A 16,785-nucleotide genomic window follows, 5' to 3' on the forward strand; every position below is an offset into this window, starting at 1 on the left:
GGCGAGTTTATAAAAATATGGCTTCGGACAGACAGAATCTGCAGGACGCGTTCCTGAACAATGTACGTAAGGCAAAGGTCCCGGTCACAATTTTCCTGATCAACGGTGTGAAATTGCAAGGTGTGATCACGTGGTTTGATAACTTTTGCGTGTTGTTGCGCCGCGACGGACAGTCGCAGCTGGTTTATAAGCATGCGATCTCGACCATCATGCCATCACAGCCGATCAACCTGTATGAGGGCGAAGACGCCTCTTGATGGAACATGACAGGACGCGCACCCGCGCTTGGGTGCTGCATCCGGAAATCAAGTCAGATGAACAGCGCCGTGTCCCCGAACCGGCGCTGGCAGAAGCGGTTGCTTTGGCCGCTGCTTTGCCCGACCTTGACGTGGTCGGGTCAGAAATTGTGCGCTTGCCGCGGGCGCAGGCCGGTTTGTTGTTCGGCAGTGGCAAGATTGAAGAACTGGCCGAGCGGCTGCACGACAACAAAATCGAACTGGTGCTGATCGACGGTCCGGTGACGCCTGTCCAGCAGCGCAACCTTGAAAAGGCGTGGAAAGTCAAAATCCTCGACCGGACGGGGCTGATCCTCGAGATTTTTAGCGACCGCGCCCGGACACGTGAAGGTGTTCTACAGGTCGAGATGGCCGCACTCAGCTATCAACGGACACGATTGGTACGCGCCTGGACCCACCTTGAACGACAGCGCGGCGGATTGGGTTTTGTCGGCGGCCCCGGCGAGACGCAGATCGAAGCCGACCGGCGCGCCATTGACGAACAACTTGTTCGCTTGCGGCGGCAATTGCAGAAAGTTGTCAAGACACGCACCCTGCATCGTGCAGCCCGTGCCAAGGTGCCGTATCCGATTGTGGCGCTGGTGGGTTATACAAACGCGGGCAAGTCCACTTTGTTCAACCGTCTGACCGGTGCCGAAGTTATGGCCAAGGACATGCTGTTTGCCACGCTTGATCCAACTATGCGCCGGGTCGAACTGCCTGATGGTCCCGAGGTCATCCTGTCGGATACGGTGGGCTTTATCTCGAACCTGCCGACCGAGCTGGTGGCTGCCTTTCGCGCCACGTTAGAGGAAGTTCTGGGTGCCGATATCGTCGTCCATGTCCGCGACATCAGCCATGAAGAGACTGAAGCACAGGCGCAGGATGTCGAAACCATCCTGACCTCTCTTGGGGTCGAGGATAACCGCCCGCGTCTGGAAGTTTGGAACAAGATCGATCTGTTGAACCCCGAAGAACGCGAAGCGGCTGTTGCCCGTGCGGATCGTGACCCTGAGGTTTACGCGATTTCGGCGGTCACAGGAGAAGGGGTTGACCCGCTTTTGGCCGACATCGCAACCAAGCTTCAAGGCGTTCGACACGAAACGACGCTGTTGCTGGGCTATGCAGAGGGTGACAAGCGGGCATGGTTGTTCCGTCAGGACGTGGTTCGGGCCGAAAAACAGACCGAGGATGGTTTCGAACTGACCGTTCTATGGACGGACAAGCAAGCCGCGCAATTCGCAGCGCTTTAGGCGTTATTTCCCGTCGATCTGGCGTTGATAATCGTCGGCGTCAAACCATCCCAGCGAAGTTTTCACCTTGTGGTCCTCGGTCAATTCCCACTCTTCCCAGCCGCGGGTGATGACATGGTTGCCGGTTTGCGCGTGATGACCCTCCAATGTCCAAACAAAGATGGCGTGACTACCTGCCCATCGCATCATGTCGCAGCGCACCTCGAGGTCAGGAAAGTCTGCGTAGAACCCGCGCGCCATTTCAGCAACTGCGGCCCGTCCGACAATCGGCTCTCCTCGGTTTATCGTGATTTGCCCGTCAGGAGCGTAAAACCGCGCCACTTCGTCAGGGTTGCCGGAACTCCAGGCAATCGCATAATCGCGCGCGAGATTGTTCAACCTATCCCGAATGCTGGCCATAAATACCCCCAAACCAAATGTCTTTGCCTAAGGGGAGGGTACGGCAAAACCACCGCTTTCGTCCACGTAAGCTGAAAAAAAGGGGCAAGGTCTTGCCGAACAGGGGAAATTAGCGCGGGATCAGGTTGGTAACGCCGACCGCAGCCGCGCGGGCGAGATCAAGGTCCAGCGACATCGGAATATACTCTCCGCGGCGCCACAGTAGGGCTTGGTCATCATAATAGCGGGATAGAAAATGACCCGACTGACCGGTTGCCGTTATAAAGACCGAACTGTCGGGGTCGGCAAAATCATAGACGCCCCGATATCCTGCACCATGAACGTTCTGGAACGGGTCCGGCCCTTCGCCTGAGGTGCGCCCGCGTAGCAAAGTATTGTCTCCGCCGCTGGTGGATTGGCGGATATTGACAAAGAACCGCAGAACCGGGACCGAGCCCAGAACCGGGTGATCATGGGTCGCCTGATGAGCATCGCCCCAGCGTAAGGATTGCAGCGCGCCGCCGTATTTCTCGGTGATCCAGATCAGCGCATCATCCAGTGCAAGGCGGGCCATATTACTACATGTTTCCGTTGGTGCGCTTTGCCGAACGTCGCACCAGACCGCCGCGCCATCAATGTTCCGATAGACGCGTTCGATGAACAGCGGCTCGACATGTTTAAACTCTGCCGCAATCGGCCCCAATTCGTCCGAGATCAAACGGATCTGAAGCGCCCGCAGCCACGCCGCATAGATCAAAGGTTCAGGCAGATGTTCGTTCATCTCGCCATTCCACTCGGCCAGCAAATTAAGTGCAATCTGACGTTGCCGTTCTGGTGTACCTTCGGGGGCCGAAGCTCCAGTGAACCACAAATCTGCCCCGATCAGCGGCAACAGGGACCGAGCAGTGAAGCTTACGGTGTCCAGCTGTGCCTCGATAAAGCTGTCGCGCGTATGGACCTCGCGCGATTGCATCAGCCTTTCCCATCTGTGAATGCGTTGGGTATCGCCCCATTCATACGACACATGTCTCGGAAATGGGCGGTTGATGACCTTGTTGTTGGTATTACCTAGGATACCGCCTGCAGGGGCCACGAATTCGGGGTTATCGCCATAGGGCAGACGTCCCTGCCAGCGGTTCTCGTTCAGCCAACCCGGTGTCGGAATGCGTCCCCGGCTTTGGTTTCGCAGGTCGCGGCGGGGCATCGCACCGATCAGTTTCATACCAATGGTATCCGTATCGACCAGCGAAAGGTTCTGGGACGGAGCAATGAAAAGCTCGGCCGTGTCAATCGCCTGTCGCACTGTGTCCGCATTCATCAGCGCCATTGAAGCAGACATCGAGGTGTCCTGCGCGCTGAGCGCAGTCCACGACAACGACGTTACATGCCCCGGAGGCGTGATGGCTCCCAAGTCAAAGTCACTGCCGGGCAGGACAGGTCCGTTCTCTGTCCAGCGCAAAGTCAGTGTAATGGGCGCTTCGTCCTTTATTTCTATGATCGATGGACGGCTGCGGAACTGTTTGAAACCGTCGGGCGTCAGGTATTCTTCGGGGTTGTCGGGGTTGAGCTGTTCGATATGTATGTCCTGGTCGTCCAGATAGGACGATGTCAGCCCCCATCCCAGACGATCGCTGCGCCCGGTCATGATTGCAGGAACGCCGGGAATACTTGCCCCGATCACGCCACCCTTGGCCAGCTGCAGACGGGCCAGATACCAAATGCCTGGCGCTGTAAAGCCCAGATGCGGGTCATTGGCCAGCAAGGTGCCCCCGATGGCCGAACGTGAAGGTGCGGCGCTCCAGGCGTTGGAGGCTCCGGCCAGTCCGCGCTTGGGAAATGGGGATAACGGGGTATCGGGCTTTGGGGTGCCCGCCGCGTAGCGGGGAACGCCGGGAAACAAAGCTGCGTATTCGGGTAGGGCTGCGATCCCCGACCCCGGAACATCGGGTAAAATATCAGCCAGTCTTTCGGCATCGTTCAGCATCAGCGATGTGCGCGCCCGCAGCACCTCATCCTCAAGATGTCCAGATAGTTGCAATGCCATCAGCTTGATGACCGCTAGGCTGTCGCCGGGTTGCCAAGGAGAGACCGGCGCGTTGAACAGGAACATCTCGGGTGCGCCGCGACCCAACGCGCTTTCGTTGATCTCGGCCAGACGTGCGTTTACCCCCGAGGCATACGCCCGCAGGGCTGCTTTGGTATAGTCGTCCTGAACCGTGACCGAACGATGGGCCAGCCCGTATAGGTCCAGTCTGCGCAACAGTTTGTCGATGTGAACGGTGCGCGCGCCAAAAACCTCGGATAAACGTCCCTGTGCGGTTCTGCGCAGCACGGTCATCTGCCAAAGCCGGTCCTGAGCATGCGCATAGCCCAGCCCAAAGTACACATCCGGGTCAGTCGTACCCAATATATGAGGAACATTTGCGGTGTCGCGGACGATCTCGACCGGGGCTGTCAGGCCCTGAACTTCGACCGTCTGATCATATTCCGGCAAGGATTGACTGGCCAAAAAATACACCAGCAGGACAGCGGCCAAAGTTAACAGAACGAGGCCCGATGCGATACGCACCAGCCAGCGAAATACTATAGCCATCTGCGGTCCAATTTCCTGTTCATCCGTCGAATGGCGCAAGAGTAAAGGAACCCATCGCGAACCGAAAGAGCAGCGCGGGCAGTTTGTTCCACCGCGCCGTTACGAAAAGCAAACCCCGCCACTGACCGGGGTCAGGGCGGGGCGAAACCGGGGGTCTCCGGTTCGGGTCTTAAGGAATGACCCGTGTGTATTTGGTGCCTTCTACGGTGGCGCCAATCTGCAGGCCGGCTTGGCCAAATACAGCAGCTAACACCGGCGAGCGCAGTGTCGTTGTGTCGGTCGACAGGCTATCGCCCTGATCGCTGACCACATAGCCGATATCGGCCCCAGCGGTCCAACCGCTGGAACGGCGGAAATCGTTTAGCGCGTCTTGCGTCATGAAGAACAGGACATGTGCATATTGCTGCGCCCCGATCTGCAGCCCGGCGGTGCCTTTGACCGCCGAGTAATAATCGACAGTGGCGCCGTTGATACGCAGTGCGCCGCGGCCATATCCGCCACCAAATACAAATCCGGCTTCGGTGATCAAAGGCATGACCAGCATGCCGTTGGCCTTTTCGGCGATCTCGACCGTGTTGGGGTAGCGCGCGTACATTTCGGTCAAAGTCGCATCGACACGCGCATCAATCGTGGCTGCGTTCGAATTGCCGACACCGTTGCCGCAAGCGGCAGTCAGGGTCAGGCCGGCCATGCCAATGGCAAAGCCACGACGGCTTAGTCGGGGGGAGTTGGAACTGCTCATGTTTTTTCTCTGTATAACTGCCTGAATTGTCGGGTGTTCCCGATCTTATCTGCAAGGATACGCTGATTGATTCTGTGTGTCACGGGAAAGCTGGCCCCGTACTGATCACAATCGGCGAAAATTCGCGACAATATGTCTATTGCCCTTGCAACAGCTTGGCGACCGCCGGTGCGAAATAAGTCAGGATGCCGTCACACCCCGCGCGTTTGAATGCAAGCAGGCTTTCCAGCATCACTTTTTCCCCGTCGATCCAACCGTTCTGCGCCGCGGCCTGAACCATCGCGTATTCACCCGAGACCTGATAGGCATAGGTCGGTGCCCCGAAGGTGTCTTTTACTCGGCGGCAGATGTCCAGATAGGGCATCCCGGGTTTGATCATCACCATATCCGCGCCTTCGGTCAGGTCGCGTTCAATCAACCGCAGGGCCTCGTCCGAGTTCGCCGGGTCCATCTGGTAGGTCTTCTTGTCCCCGGTCAGCGCGCCTGAGGCACCCACCGCATCGCGGAACGGACCATAAAAGGCGCTGGCGTATTTGGCAGCATAGCTCAGGATCATCACATTATGGTGCCCCGCCGATTCCAAGGACTGACGCATCGCTCCGATCCGACCATCCATCATGTCCGAAGGGCCGATGATGTCTGCTCCGGATTCGGCCTGCGCGAGTGTCATTTTGACCAATGCCTCGACGGTCTGGTCATTCACAATCTCGCCATCTACGACATAGCCGTCATGGCCATTGATGTTGTAGGGGTCCAGCGCCACGTCGGTCATCACTGCGATATCAGGCGCCGCTGCCTTGATGGCCCGTATTGCCCGGTTGGACAGATTGTCAGGGTTCCAGGCTTCGGCACAGTCCTCGGTTTTCAGGCCGGGATCGGTGTAAGGAAAGATGCAGATTGCCGGGATTCCAAGCGCCTGCGCCTCAACAGCGGCCTTTGCGATCAAATCGACCGAGCGGCGGACGACGCCGGGCATCGATGGCACGTGCTCTTCCACACCCTCTCCATCCCGGACAAAGACCGGCCAGATCAGATCATCCGTGGTCAGAGTATTCTCGCGCACCAACCCGCGTATAGCTGGCGATTGACGGGCCCTGCGAAAGCGGGTCTGGGGATAGGGGGCGATGGTGGGTTTCATGTCGCACTCTCCTTGAATATTCCCGCATTGGGTGGCATGAATTCCGCGTAGTCTCAAGGGTAACGATGGACGCGCCGGTGCGAAGAGGGTCCCTGGTGACAGTGAACAAGGGGCCGATGCGTGAACTTATACTCTTCGATCTTTGAAGTCATTGACATGCGCAGCTTTTCCAATCTGTGGTATTGGATCGTGCTGGCGGTGCTTTGGTCTTCAGCTAGCCACTGGGCGATGGGGGTTCCGTTTGATCTCGTTTCGCGCGCCCGTCGCAACGGAGGTCAGGCCGAGCAGGATCTGTTGGATATCGTTCGGATTAACGTTAATCGGCTGATTTACATCGTCGAGGTTTCGGGACTGGTTATTCTGGCGTTTGGCTGTTTCTTTTTCACAGGTCTGGCTACGCTTGGCTTTTATTACGGGATTGAACTTGCACAGGCGGTATTCTTGTTGTTGTTTCCGGTCGGTTTGGTCATGCTGATCAACATCTCGGCGGCTCGTAAGTTGCAACGAACCGAGGTTGGCCTTGAACCGGTTGCCAAAATACTGACCAGATGCAGGATTTATACGCAGATTGTCGGAATGATTTCGATCTTGATCACCTCGCTCTGGGGTATGTATCAGAACTTTTCCTTCGGCGTTCTGGGATAGAGAATTCGGAAAGGTTAGGCGATGAAGGCTCCGAACCATGTCACGGTTGGCGGCGCCCCCGAAGGGTTTGACGCACAGCTTGTCCTGAATGAGATCACCCGCTCGGGCGGACCGGTATGCCATGTGGCGCGTGATGACAAACGGCTTGAAGCGATGCGCGCCGCATTGGCGTTCTTTGCGCCCGATATGCCGGTGTTTGTGTTTCCGGGCTGGGATTGTCTGCCCTATGACCGCGTCTCGCCCAATGCCGATATCGCCGCCGCCCGTGTGGCGACGCTGGCCGCGCTGGTGCATCAGATGCCCGACCGGTTCGTGCTGCTGACCACGCTGAATGCAGCGACCCAACGCGTGCCTGCGCGCGAGGTTCTGCGCGAGGCCGCTTTTACCGCCCGTGTCGATCATCGCGTGGACGAGGCCGCGCTGCGCAATTTCCTTGTACGCATGGGCTTCACACAAAGTCCCACAGTGATGGAGCCGGGTGACTATGCCATTCGCGGCGGGATCATCGACATCTTCCCTCCGGGCGAGTCCGGCCCCGTGCGGCTGGACCTGTTCGGTGACGTTCTGGACGGCGCGCGCCGGTTCGATCCCGTCTCGCAGCGCACCACCGAAAAACTGGAGGTGGTGGAACTGGCCCCGGTCTCCGAGGTCATTCTGGACGAGGCCGCCATCACGCGTTTCCGCCAGAACTATCGCATCGAGTTCGGCGCGGCGGGCACCGATGACCCTCTGTACGAGGCGGTCAGCGCAGGGCGCAAACATCAGGGCATCGAACACTGGCTGCCCTTCTTCCACGACAAGCTGGAGACGCTGTTCGACTACCTTCCCGAAGCATCGATCACCGTCGATGATCAGGTCACACCCGCGCGTCTGGCGCGGTGGGATACGATTGCCGATCAGTATGAAACCCGAAAACTGGCACTAGCCAACCGATCCCGCATGGACACGGTCTACAAGCCGACCCCGCCCGGATTGCTCTATCTGGACGATACGGCTTGGGAGGCTGCGGTCGGCGATCGTCGGGTGATGCAATTCAGCCCTTTACCTAAGGCCAGCGGGCCGGGCGTGATCGACGCGGGCGGGCGGATCGGACGCAACTTTGCACCCGAACGGCAGCAGGAAAGCATCAGCCTGTTTGGGGCTTTGGCCGCGCATATCACCGACAAGATGGCCAAAGGCCCGGTGCTGATTGCGTCTTATTCCGAAGGCGCCCGCGAACGCCTGACCGGTTTGATCGAAGACGAAGGTCTGGCCGAGGCGATCCCTGTCACCGATGGCACCCGCGTCGGTAAACGGGGCCTGCATCTGGCCGTCTGGGCGCTGGAGCATGGGTTTGAGACGCCCGACCTGACGGTCATTGCCGAACAGGACGTGCTGGGCGACCGCCTGATCCGCCAACCCAAGAAGCGTCGCAAGGCCGAGAACTTCCTGACCGAGACCCAATCCCTAACCCCCGGCGATCTGGTCGTCCATGTGGATCACGGCATCGGCCGCTATCAGGGGATGGAGGTCGTCACCGCCGCCGGCGCCGCCCATGAATGCCTGCTGCTGGAATACGCCGAACAGTCGAAATTGTATCTACCGGTCGAAAACATCGAGTTGCTATCGAAATACGGCCATGACGAAGGTCTGCTGGACCGTCTAGGCGGTGGCGCATGGCAGGCTAAAAAAGCCAAGCTGAAAGAGCGTATCCGCGAGATGGCGGATAAGCTGATCCGCATCGCCGCCGAACGCGCGCTGCGCAAAGCACCGGTGATGGACCCACCGCCCCACGCGTGGGAGGAGTTCAGCGCGCGCTTTCCTTATCAGGAAACCGACGACCAGCTGCGCGCGATTTCCGAAGTGATGGAGGACATGCATTCCGGCGCGCCGATGGATCGACTGATCTGCGGCGATGTGGGCTTTGGCAAGACTGAGGTCGCCATGCGCGCCGCCTTTGTCGCCGCCATGTCCGGCGTGCAGGTGGCGGTGATTGCGCCGACAACGCTGCTGGCCCGTCAGCACGCTGCCTCGTTCAAAGAACGCTTCCGGGGCTTCCCGTTGGAAGTTCGGCAACTGTCGCGCTTTGTCCCGACCAAAGAGGCGCAACAAACCCGCGATGGCCTGGCGCGTGGCACAGTGGATATCGTGATCGGCACCCATGCGCTGCTGGCCAAGGGCATCCGGTTCAACAATCTGGGCCTGCTGATCATCGACGAAGAGCAGCATTTCGGCGTCGGCCACAAAGAGCGCCTGAAACAGTTGCGCAGCGACATCCACGTCCTGACCCTGACGGCAACGCCGATCCCGCGCACCCTGCAGCTTTCTCTGACCGGCGTACGCGACCTGTCAATCATCGGCACGCCACCTATCGACCGTCTCGCCATCCGCACCTATGTCAGCGAATTCGATGCGGTCACCATCCGCGAGGCGCTGCTGCGCGAACATTACCGTGGCGGGCAGAGTTTCTACGTTGTCCCGCGCATCTCGGACCTGCCCGAGATCGAGGAGTTCCTGAAAGATCAGCTGCCTGAACTGACCTATGTGGTTGCCCACGGTCAGATGGCCGCGGGGGACCTTGATGACCGCATGAACGCCTTTTACGACGGTAAGTACGATGTGCTGCTGGCGACGACTATTGTGGAAAGCGGGTTGGATATCCCCACCGCAAACACGATGGTCGTGCATCGGGCCGATATGTTCGGCCTGTCCCAACTCTATCAAATTCGCGGTAGGGTGGGGCGTTCAAAGACGCGCGCCTATGCTTACCTGACCACCAAACCGCGTAAGAAACTGACCGCAACGGCCGAGAAACGCCTGCGGGTTCTGGGCTCGCTGGATACGCTGGGGGCGGGGTTCACGCTGGCCAGCCAAGACCTCGATATCCGAGGTGCGGGCAACCTGCTGGGCGAAGAACAATCGGGCCAGATGCGCGATGTGGGCTATGAGCTTTACCAGTCGATGCTGGAAGAGGCGATTGCCAAGATCAAATCCGGTGAGATGGAAGGGCTGTCCGACAGCGACGATCAATGGGCTCCGCAGATCAATCTGGGTGTGCCGGTCCTGATCCCCGAAGACTACGTGCCCGATCTGGATGTGCGTTTGGGCCTGTACCGTCGCCTGTCCTCGCTGTCGACCAAAGTCGAACTGGAGGGCTTTGCGGCGGAACTGATCGATCGGTTCGGGAAGCTGCCGAAAGAAGTGAACACCCTGATGCTGGTTGTCCGCATCAAAGCCATGTGCAAACGCGCGGGGATTGCGAAACTCGACGGTGGGCCCAAGGGCGCGACGTTGCAGTTTCACAATGACAAATTTGCCTCGCCGCAGGGGTTGGTCGAATTCATCCAAAACCAGCGCGGGATGGCCAAGGTCAAGGACAACAAGATTGTCGTGCGGCGCGACTGGAAGAATGACAGCGATAAGATCAAAGGGGCTTTTGCCATCGCTCGTGATCTGGCCGAGAAAGTAATCGCCCAGAAAAAGAAGGCCAAAGCAGGCTAACGCCGGCGCAGGGGGCGCTGCCCCCGCCGCGCGTGCCGCGCGACTCCCCCGAGGTATTTCGGGCCAGATGAACAAGGGATCCCAGCTTCATCTGGCTAAAAATACCTCCGCCGGAGGCATCGCGCGTCAGCGCGAATTAACTGCGCATCGCGGCTTGGGCGCAGAAACACGAGGCTGCGACTGCCCGATCTGCCCGAGCCAAGGCAAGGTCCAACCGTTGTCTGATCTGTTGGATTTCGACCGTTTCGTTCCGCGCCTTGAGGCAATCGTGTAGGCCCTTGAGGCTCCAGACGTTGTCCGGGTGGATCGACGCGCGGCTGAGTGTGCCGCCAAGGCCAAGGTCTTCGCGATAGATGGCCTCGGCTTCGGTCACGTGGCCTTGTTCGAACAAAAGAGCGCCTAGCGCATGACGGGTGGGCTGCATCCAGCCCCACGGCTCGTCATAGGGCAGGTTGTCGTCCAATTCGACCGAGCGGCGCAGGTGGGCATAGGCCGCGTCGAAGTTTTCCTTTCGGTATTCGATCTCACCCCGCAGCATTTCGTGGGCGATCTCCAGCAGGTCTACAACACGGTTGTTGTGCATCAGACGAGTTTCGGGGACGCGGGCTTTGGCTGATAGAAAGAGTTGTTCTTCGGTTTCGGCCTCGGCCACGTCTCCGGTCGCGGCATAGGCAATCGCGCGGGCGTAAAACGTGGTCGCAGTCAGTGTGCGATATAAGTCGGGGTCCGCGGGCAGCTCCAGCGCTTTGGCCTCATCCCATCGACCAAAGCGGATCAGGATATGGGGGCCCATGGACATATAGCTTTCGAAGTAATCGGCCATGGGCGGGCTTTCGATGCGCAGCATGTCTTCGGGTGTGGTGTCCCAAAGGCCCTGATTGGCGCGCAGGGCAGGTTCCATCTGCCCCAGAAACAGCGCGCCGTAGATGACGAAGTGGTAGTCGTGCTGACGGTAGCCTGTGTAGATATTGAACGCGCCTTCGCGTTCATAATACTTTAAGTCGGCCTCGATGGCCTTTTCGTTCCAATGAACCACATTGTGATAGTGGCCGCATAGTACGTCTATATGGGTGGGCATATGCACCAGATGACCCGCATCAGGGACCAGAGTGCGCAGGACATCGCCCGCTTTCAGGGCTTTTTCAGGGGTCGGAGACATCTCCATCAGATGCACATAGAGATGCAGAAGCCCGGGATGGGACACGGCGGCAGGATCATTGGCCATGGCGTCTTCTAACGCCTTTTGCGCTTCGATCGTGGCGGCACCTTTGGCGGGCTGGCCGGTTTTCAAGTCCCACATTTGCCAGGGGGTCAGGTTCAGCAGCGCCTCGACATAGATCGTTCGCAGGTCCAGGTGATCGGGCTGTGCGGCAAAAGCGTGGCGCATAGCGTCGGCGAAGTTGTGGTCCCAGACATGCATGTCGGGGATCGGATCGCGCTGAGGATACCGCGCGCGCAGGGCGTGGATCAGGGCTTGCTCGACTGGTGACCCACTGTCTGCCAAAGCAACCGCCTGCTGTGTCGCGTCATAGGCCAGCGCCAGCGCCTTTTTCTGCCCTCGATCATCGCGCAAATCCCAGGGCAGGTTGTAATTTGGCCCTGCCGCATAAGCGATCCCCCAATAAGCCATCGCACTGTCGGGGTCGGCATCGGCAGCCTTTTGAAAGCAAACGACCGCTTCGTCATGGTTATAGCCATAGGTCCAGTTTAATCCGCGGTCGAACCACTGCTGTGCCTCGGGTGAGGTGGTGGTGACCGGGCAGGAATATGTGCCCAAATCGTAATAATCGCTCATCGGAGTCTCCCCTCGGGTTGGGAGAAGCCTAGCGCGATTTCAAAGTCTTGCACAGATCAGGCAGGCAGTCGGTTTTCGATCCGCCCCATATGTAACATCAGGACGAAACCCAGTGTGCTCATGGTCAGAATGCCAGCGCCCAGCGGCAGAATGGACCCATCGAACAGCAACCCGATCGAACCGGCAATGACAGCAGCCAGAACAGTTGAAACCGCGCCGATGACCGAGGCCGCCATGCCAGCGATGTGGCCCATCGGCTCCATCGCGATGGCGTTGAGGTTACCCATGGTCATTCCGGCCATGAAGAACACCGCCGTTTGCCAACTGACGAACAGCGCGAAGGAGAGGTTGGCCGACAGGTCGAATGAATTCAGCAGCAGTACAGATGAAGTAAACAGGATCTGACCGCCCAATACCCAGGTCACAATGCGCCGCATTCCCAACCGTACCACCAGCGCCGCATTCAACAGGCTGGCCGAGCCGGACATCAGCGCGACGAAGCCAAACCAAAATGGGAAGCTATGGGCGCTGTCGTGGATCTCGCCATAGACCTGCTGAACCATTGTCAGCATCGTGAACAGCATTCCAAGGCACAGGGTCTGAACCAAAATCGACACACGGACCGAGGGATGGGCAAACATCTGCTGCGCCGCATCCAGCATCAGCGGAAAGCGCAGGGGGCGGCGGTTCTCGGGTGTCAGAGACTCGGGAAGGCGTAGGCCCATCCAGACGATGGTGATCAGCGAAAACAGCATGAAACATACGAAAATGCCGCGCCATCCCGTCAAAGCGATGACACCAGCGCCCATCATCGGAGCAATCGCAGGGACCAGAGTAAAGATCATCATAGCGATAGAGACGATGCGCGCCATTTCACGCCCGGAATAGAGGTCGCGGATGATGGCCATCGCAACCACGCGCGGGGCGGAACAGCCCATTCCCTGAAAAATGCGGGCGACGAGTAACATCTCAAGCGATGAGCTGGCCCAAGCAACTGCCGCAGACACAATGTAAAGCGCCGATCCCACATAGATTACGGGTTTGCGGCCAAACGCGTCTGACAACGGGCCAGTGAAGAACGTGCCGATCCCCATCCCCAACACAAACGAGGTCAGGATCAGTTGCGCCTTGTTGATGTCATCAGGGCTGAACTGCGCGCCGATATCAGGCAGCGCAGGCAGGATCGAGTCGATGGAAAAGGCGATCGTCGCAAACATCATTGCGACAAGCGCGACAAACTCTCCGCGTGACATACGATGCGCCATTGGGCCCTCCTGACCTGTTCGCGCTATCACGCGCGGTCAGGGGGCGCCAGCCATGTCGATGCACAGGGGGTTGTGCTAATTTGCAGAGGAAGTCTCAAGTTGAGACATGATGTCAGCGATTACACCTTCCCACATCTCGGGCGGTTGCGCACCGGGAACCGCATGCTGGTTGGCCACGATAAAGGTGGGGACCGAGTTCACTCCCATCTGACGTGAGTGGCTGTCGCGGTTGCTGATATCTTCCCGGTCCGCGTCTGACTTCAGCAGTTTCAGAACGACAGCGGCGTCCATGCCGATTGTATCTGCGATATCGGCCAGAACCTCGTGGTCGCCAATGTCACGGGTCTGCACGAAATAGGCATCAAACAGGGCGTCCACGGCCTGGGTTTGTTTGCCTTCGATTCCGGCCCAGTGAATTAGGCGATGTGCGTCCAGCGTGTTGGGGGTTCGCTTCATCCCTTCAAAGTCGATTTTCAGACCCGCGTTTTCGGCGTGTTCCACCACCGGCGCATAAGCGCGCACCGCGCCCTCTTTGCCACCGAACTTGCGTTCGAGGTATTCGCGGCGGTCCATACCGGCATCGGGCATGTCGGGGTTCAGTTGGAACGGGTGCCATTCGATAACGAACGGATGATCAGGGATCGCAGCCAATGCCTTGTCCAGGTGGGTCTTGCCGATGTAACACCACGGGCAGATCGGATCGGACATGATATCAAGCTTGACGGTCTGGGTCATGGTTGGCTCGCCTTGAAATAGGCCGGAAGCGCCCGGCGCAGGAGTTTTCCGTTGCCGCCAGTCGGAAGCTCGGGCAGGTGGATGAAGGCGCGAGGTTGTTTGTACCGCGCCAGGTTGGCCTCCACATAGGTGCGCAGGACCGTCTCGTCCAGCTTTTCCGGCCCGGTGTAGAAGGCTGCTATCAGGAACGTGTCCTGTTTGACCTCGACTGCGGCAGCGCCGACCTGTGTGATGCCGGGATACTGGGACAACACGGCCTCAACCTCGACAGGTGACACGCGATAGCCGCCCGCGTTCATCATGTCGTCATCGCGCCCGAGATAGGTGATCTGACCGTCTATGGCCATGGCACCCTGATCGCCGGTCAGAAACCAGTCACCCTGCATCCGGGCCTGTGCCTCTTCCGGGGCATTCAGATAGGTCAGCATCAAACCCGGATCATCGCGGTGAATGGCGATGGTGCCTTCCTGACCCTGCGGGACTGGACCATCCGGGCCCAGGATCGCCACGCGGCGACCGGGTTGCGGTTGTCCCAGCGCCTCACCCCGTGCCGGATGGTCGGGGCTGGACGAGATGAAGGTCGAGCATTCAGACATTCCGTAGGCTTCGAACAGCTCAGTCCCTGTGGCGCGCAGCCAATGCTGGTGCAAAGTTGGCGACAGCTTTTCGCCTGCGCATAAGCCGTGGCGCAATTCGGGCAAATGCAAAGTACCAGTCGATGCGACAATCTTGCGGAATACGCCCGGCGCGGCTGCAAAGATCGAGACCCTGTGGTCGCGTATCACATTTGGCAGTGAGGTAAGCTCGGTGCCGGGGTCGGGGATCAACGCGGTCGCTCCGATGGTCCAGGGGTCCATTAGCCCCGTGCCCAAGGTGTAGGTCCAGTTAAATGCACCCGCATGACAAAGTCGGTCATCATCGCGCAGCCCATACCAGCCGTCGACCATCATTTGTCGCGCCCAGATCGCACGATGTGCATGCGCCACGGCACGCGGTTTGCCGGAAGTACCAGACGTATAGACCACATAGGCCATACGATCGGGGTCACCCATCTGGAACGCGGCGGGCGATAGGTTCCGCATCACGGCAAGGTCTGGCAGGGTGATCTGCATCGGGTGATCCGTGCATGCGACCGAGGGGTCTCGGAGCACAGCGGTGGGGTTCAGATCTTGAATGATCTTCGCCGTCTCGGGCGCAGTCAGCTGCGACGAAGTTGGAACGGGTACAATCCCAACTGCAATCGCTCCAAGATAGGCGATTGGGAAATCAACAGTATTCCCAAGGCGCATCAACGCGATATCGCCGGGATGCAAACCGGTTTGAAGCAACCCGGCCCCTGTTCCCAGAATAGCCTGTTTGAGCGCGGCATAGGTCCAGTCCTGAGGATCATCTCCGCCGATGACGGACAAGGCCGTCTTTTCCGCCAGACGATCTGCATGACGCAACACATGGGCCGCCAGATTGAAGGGCGCGGGACAGGGCGGGGGAGGGCCTTGATCAAACACAGACAGCATGGGCCTTGGCTAACGTGACGACTGCCGCGTTGCAAGCGGGACAGCCTGCCCCTATAGAATGACGCATGAGCAAAGAAGACCAGACATCGCTGATCCGCATCGCGCGCGAAACCGGAGAACACACGGAACTAGAGCCGCTAGACCTGGGTGCCCGTGTGCGCGAATTACGTAAGGCGCGCAGCTGGACGCTGGAACAGGCGGCCACGCAGGCGGGGCTGGCGCGATCGACGCTTAGCAAGATCGAGAACGGGCAAATGTCCCCTACCTATGACGCTCTGAAAAAACTGGCTGTAGGGTTGGAGATTTCGGTGCCTCAGCTGTTCACGCCTCCGCAGCGCGAACAGGTGATCGGGCGGATGTCAGTCACGCGGATGGGCGAGGGCGCGGCACACCCGACCACGACCTATGAGCATGAGTTGCTGGCCGAAACGCTGACAAAGAAGCAGATGCTCCCTTACCGCGCCCGCGTTCGTGCCCGGTCAATGGATGAATTCGACGGCTGGGTGCGTCATGACGGTGAAGAATTTCTGTATGTGCTGACTGGGGTAGTGCGGCTGTATACGGAATTCTATGAACCGGTCGAAATGCGCCGTGGCGACAGCGCTTATTACGACGGCAGCATGGGGCACAACGTCGTATCTGTCAGTGATGAGGACGCGATGATCCTTTGGGTGACGTCACTTGCCTAGCCCGCGACTGAACTCGCGGTTCAGTCCTTCGGTGAACAGGAAGTCTTCCAGCTCTTCCCGAGCTTCATTTACGGTCAGGTGGTGGCGCTTGGCCAGATAGGCTTCAAATCCCTTGCGATCTTTGCTGAGTTGCGTCTTGTCCTGTTCGCGCAGGTTCGGAAAACGCCGTTTTGCCCGCGCGTACATCGCATCCCAGTCTTGCGTCAGGTCAGTCCAGTTCAACATCTGTTCGCATCCCGTTTTTCAGGTTCCATCGCTGCCCGGCCTTCCAATAGGTTACGAA

14 protein-coding genes are annotated in these 16,785 nt (G+C 58.8%); 5 read left to right on the plus strand and 9 right to left on the minus strand.

All coding sequences use genetic code 11. The annotated features are described in order from the left end of the window. Positions 1–17: 17 nt before the first annotated feature. Positions 18–257: an RNA chaperone Hfq gene (gene hfq, locus GOW48_RS08230; RefSeq protein ID WP_005982826.1), complete on the plus strand. Its 240-nt coding sequence runs from the start codon at positions 18–20 to the stop codon at positions 255–257. Further along, entirely contained in the window at positions 257–1,528 is a 1,272-nt protein-coding gene (gene hflX, locus GOW48_RS08235) for a GTPase HflX (RefSeq protein WP_170752843.1), read from the plus strand. Before hfq ends, hflX begins: the two co-directional genes overlap by 1 nt. Before the next feature lie 3 nt (positions 1,529–1,531). Here hflX and GOW48_RS08240 read toward each other — a convergent pair whose 3' ends face one another. From GOW48_RS08240 to hemB, 4 genes are all read right to left on the minus strand, one after another. Next, entirely contained in the window at positions 1,532–1,927 is a 396-nt protein-coding gene (locus tag GOW48_RS08240) for a nuclear transport factor 2 family protein (RefSeq protein WP_170752845.1), read from the minus strand. Positions 1,928–2,036: 109 nt separating this feature from the next. Further along, positions 2,037–4,499 carry a penicillin acylase family protein gene (locus GOW48_RS08245; RefSeq protein ID WP_170752847.1) on the minus strand — a complete coding sequence of 821 codons (2,463 nt, stop codon included), beginning with the start codon at positions 4,497–4,499 and terminating at the stop codon, positions 2,037–2,039. A 169-nt stretch (positions 4,500–4,668) separates the two neighbouring features. After that, the gene (locus GOW48_RS08250; RefSeq protein ID WP_170752849.1) at positions 4,669–5,241 is read right to left on the minus strand and encodes a lipid-binding SYLF domain-containing protein; all 573 of its coding nucleotides are present in this window, start codon (positions 5,239–5,241) and stop codon (positions 4,669–4,671) included. A gap of 136 nt (positions 5,242–5,377) precedes the next feature. After that, entirely contained in the window at positions 5,378–6,379 is a 1,002-nt protein-coding gene (hemB, locus tag GOW48_RS08255; protein ID WP_170752851.1) for a porphobilinogen synthase, read from the minus strand. A 120-nt stretch (positions 6,380–6,499) separates the two neighbouring features. Here hemB and GOW48_RS08260 point away from each other — a divergent pair, with 120 nt between their 5' ends. Continuing rightward, positions 6,500–7,024, plus strand: coding sequence for a component of SufBCD complex (locus GOW48_RS08260; RefSeq protein WP_170752853.1), 525 nt, complete (start codon positions 6,500–6,502; stop codon positions 7,022–7,024). A gap of 21 nt (positions 7,025–7,045) precedes the next feature. Then, positions 7,046–10,504: a transcription-repair coupling factor gene (mfd, locus tag GOW48_RS08265; protein ID WP_170752855.1), complete on the plus strand. Its 3,459-nt coding sequence runs from the start codon at positions 7,046–7,048 to the stop codon at positions 10,502–10,504. A 136-nt stretch (positions 10,505–10,640) separates the two neighbouring features. Here mfd and GOW48_RS08270 read toward each other — a convergent pair whose 3' ends face one another. The 4 genes from GOW48_RS08270 to GOW48_RS08285 all read right to left on the minus strand — a co-directional run bounded on the left by GOW48_RS08270 (position 10,641) and on the right by GOW48_RS08285 (position 15,813). Continuing rightward, entirely contained in the window at positions 10,641–12,299 is a 1,659-nt protein-coding gene (locus tag GOW48_RS08270; protein ID WP_170752856.1) for a tetratricopeptide repeat protein, read from the minus strand. A 56-nt stretch (positions 12,300–12,355) separates the two neighbouring features. Then, entirely contained in the window at positions 12,356–13,564 is a 1,209-nt protein-coding gene (locus GOW48_RS08275; protein ID WP_170752858.1) for a multidrug effflux MFS transporter, read from the minus strand. Positions 13,565–13,639: 75 nt separating this feature from the next. Next, positions 13,640–14,299: a DsbA family oxidoreductase gene (locus tag GOW48_RS08280; protein WP_170752860.1), complete on the minus strand. Its 660-nt coding sequence runs from the start codon at positions 14,297–14,299 to the stop codon at positions 13,640–13,642. Next, positions 14,296–15,813, minus strand: a complete 1,518-nt coding sequence (locus GOW48_RS08285; protein ID WP_170752862.1) for a class I adenylate-forming enzyme family protein — start codon at positions 15,811–15,813, stop codon at positions 14,296–14,298. Before GOW48_RS08285 ends, GOW48_RS08280 begins: the two co-directional genes overlap by 4 nt. A gap of 65 nt (positions 15,814–15,878) precedes the next feature. Between GOW48_RS08285 and GOW48_RS08290 the strand changes: the two genes are divergently transcribed. After that, positions 15,879–16,502: a helix-turn-helix domain-containing protein gene (locus GOW48_RS08290; protein ID WP_170354328.1), complete on the plus strand. Its 624-nt coding sequence runs from the start codon at positions 15,879–15,881 to the stop codon at positions 16,500–16,502. On the opposite strand, the gene GOW48_RS08295 is transcribed toward GOW48_RS08290, so the two are convergent. Then, on the minus strand, positions 16,491–16,727 hold the full coding sequence (locus GOW48_RS08295) for a hypothetical protein (protein WP_170354327.1): 237 nt from the start codon (positions 16,725–16,727) through the stop codon (positions 16,491–16,493). The genes GOW48_RS08290 and GOW48_RS08295 overlap by 12 nt on opposite strands. Between the last annotated feature and the right edge of the window lie 58 nt (positions 16,728–16,785).

The sequence above is a fragment of the Ruegeria lacuscaerulensis genome, assembly GCF_013033355.1.
Taxonomy (GTDB): Bacteria; Pseudomonadota; Alphaproteobacteria; order Rhodobacterales; family Rhodobacteraceae; genus Ruegeria; species Ruegeria lacuscaerulensis_A.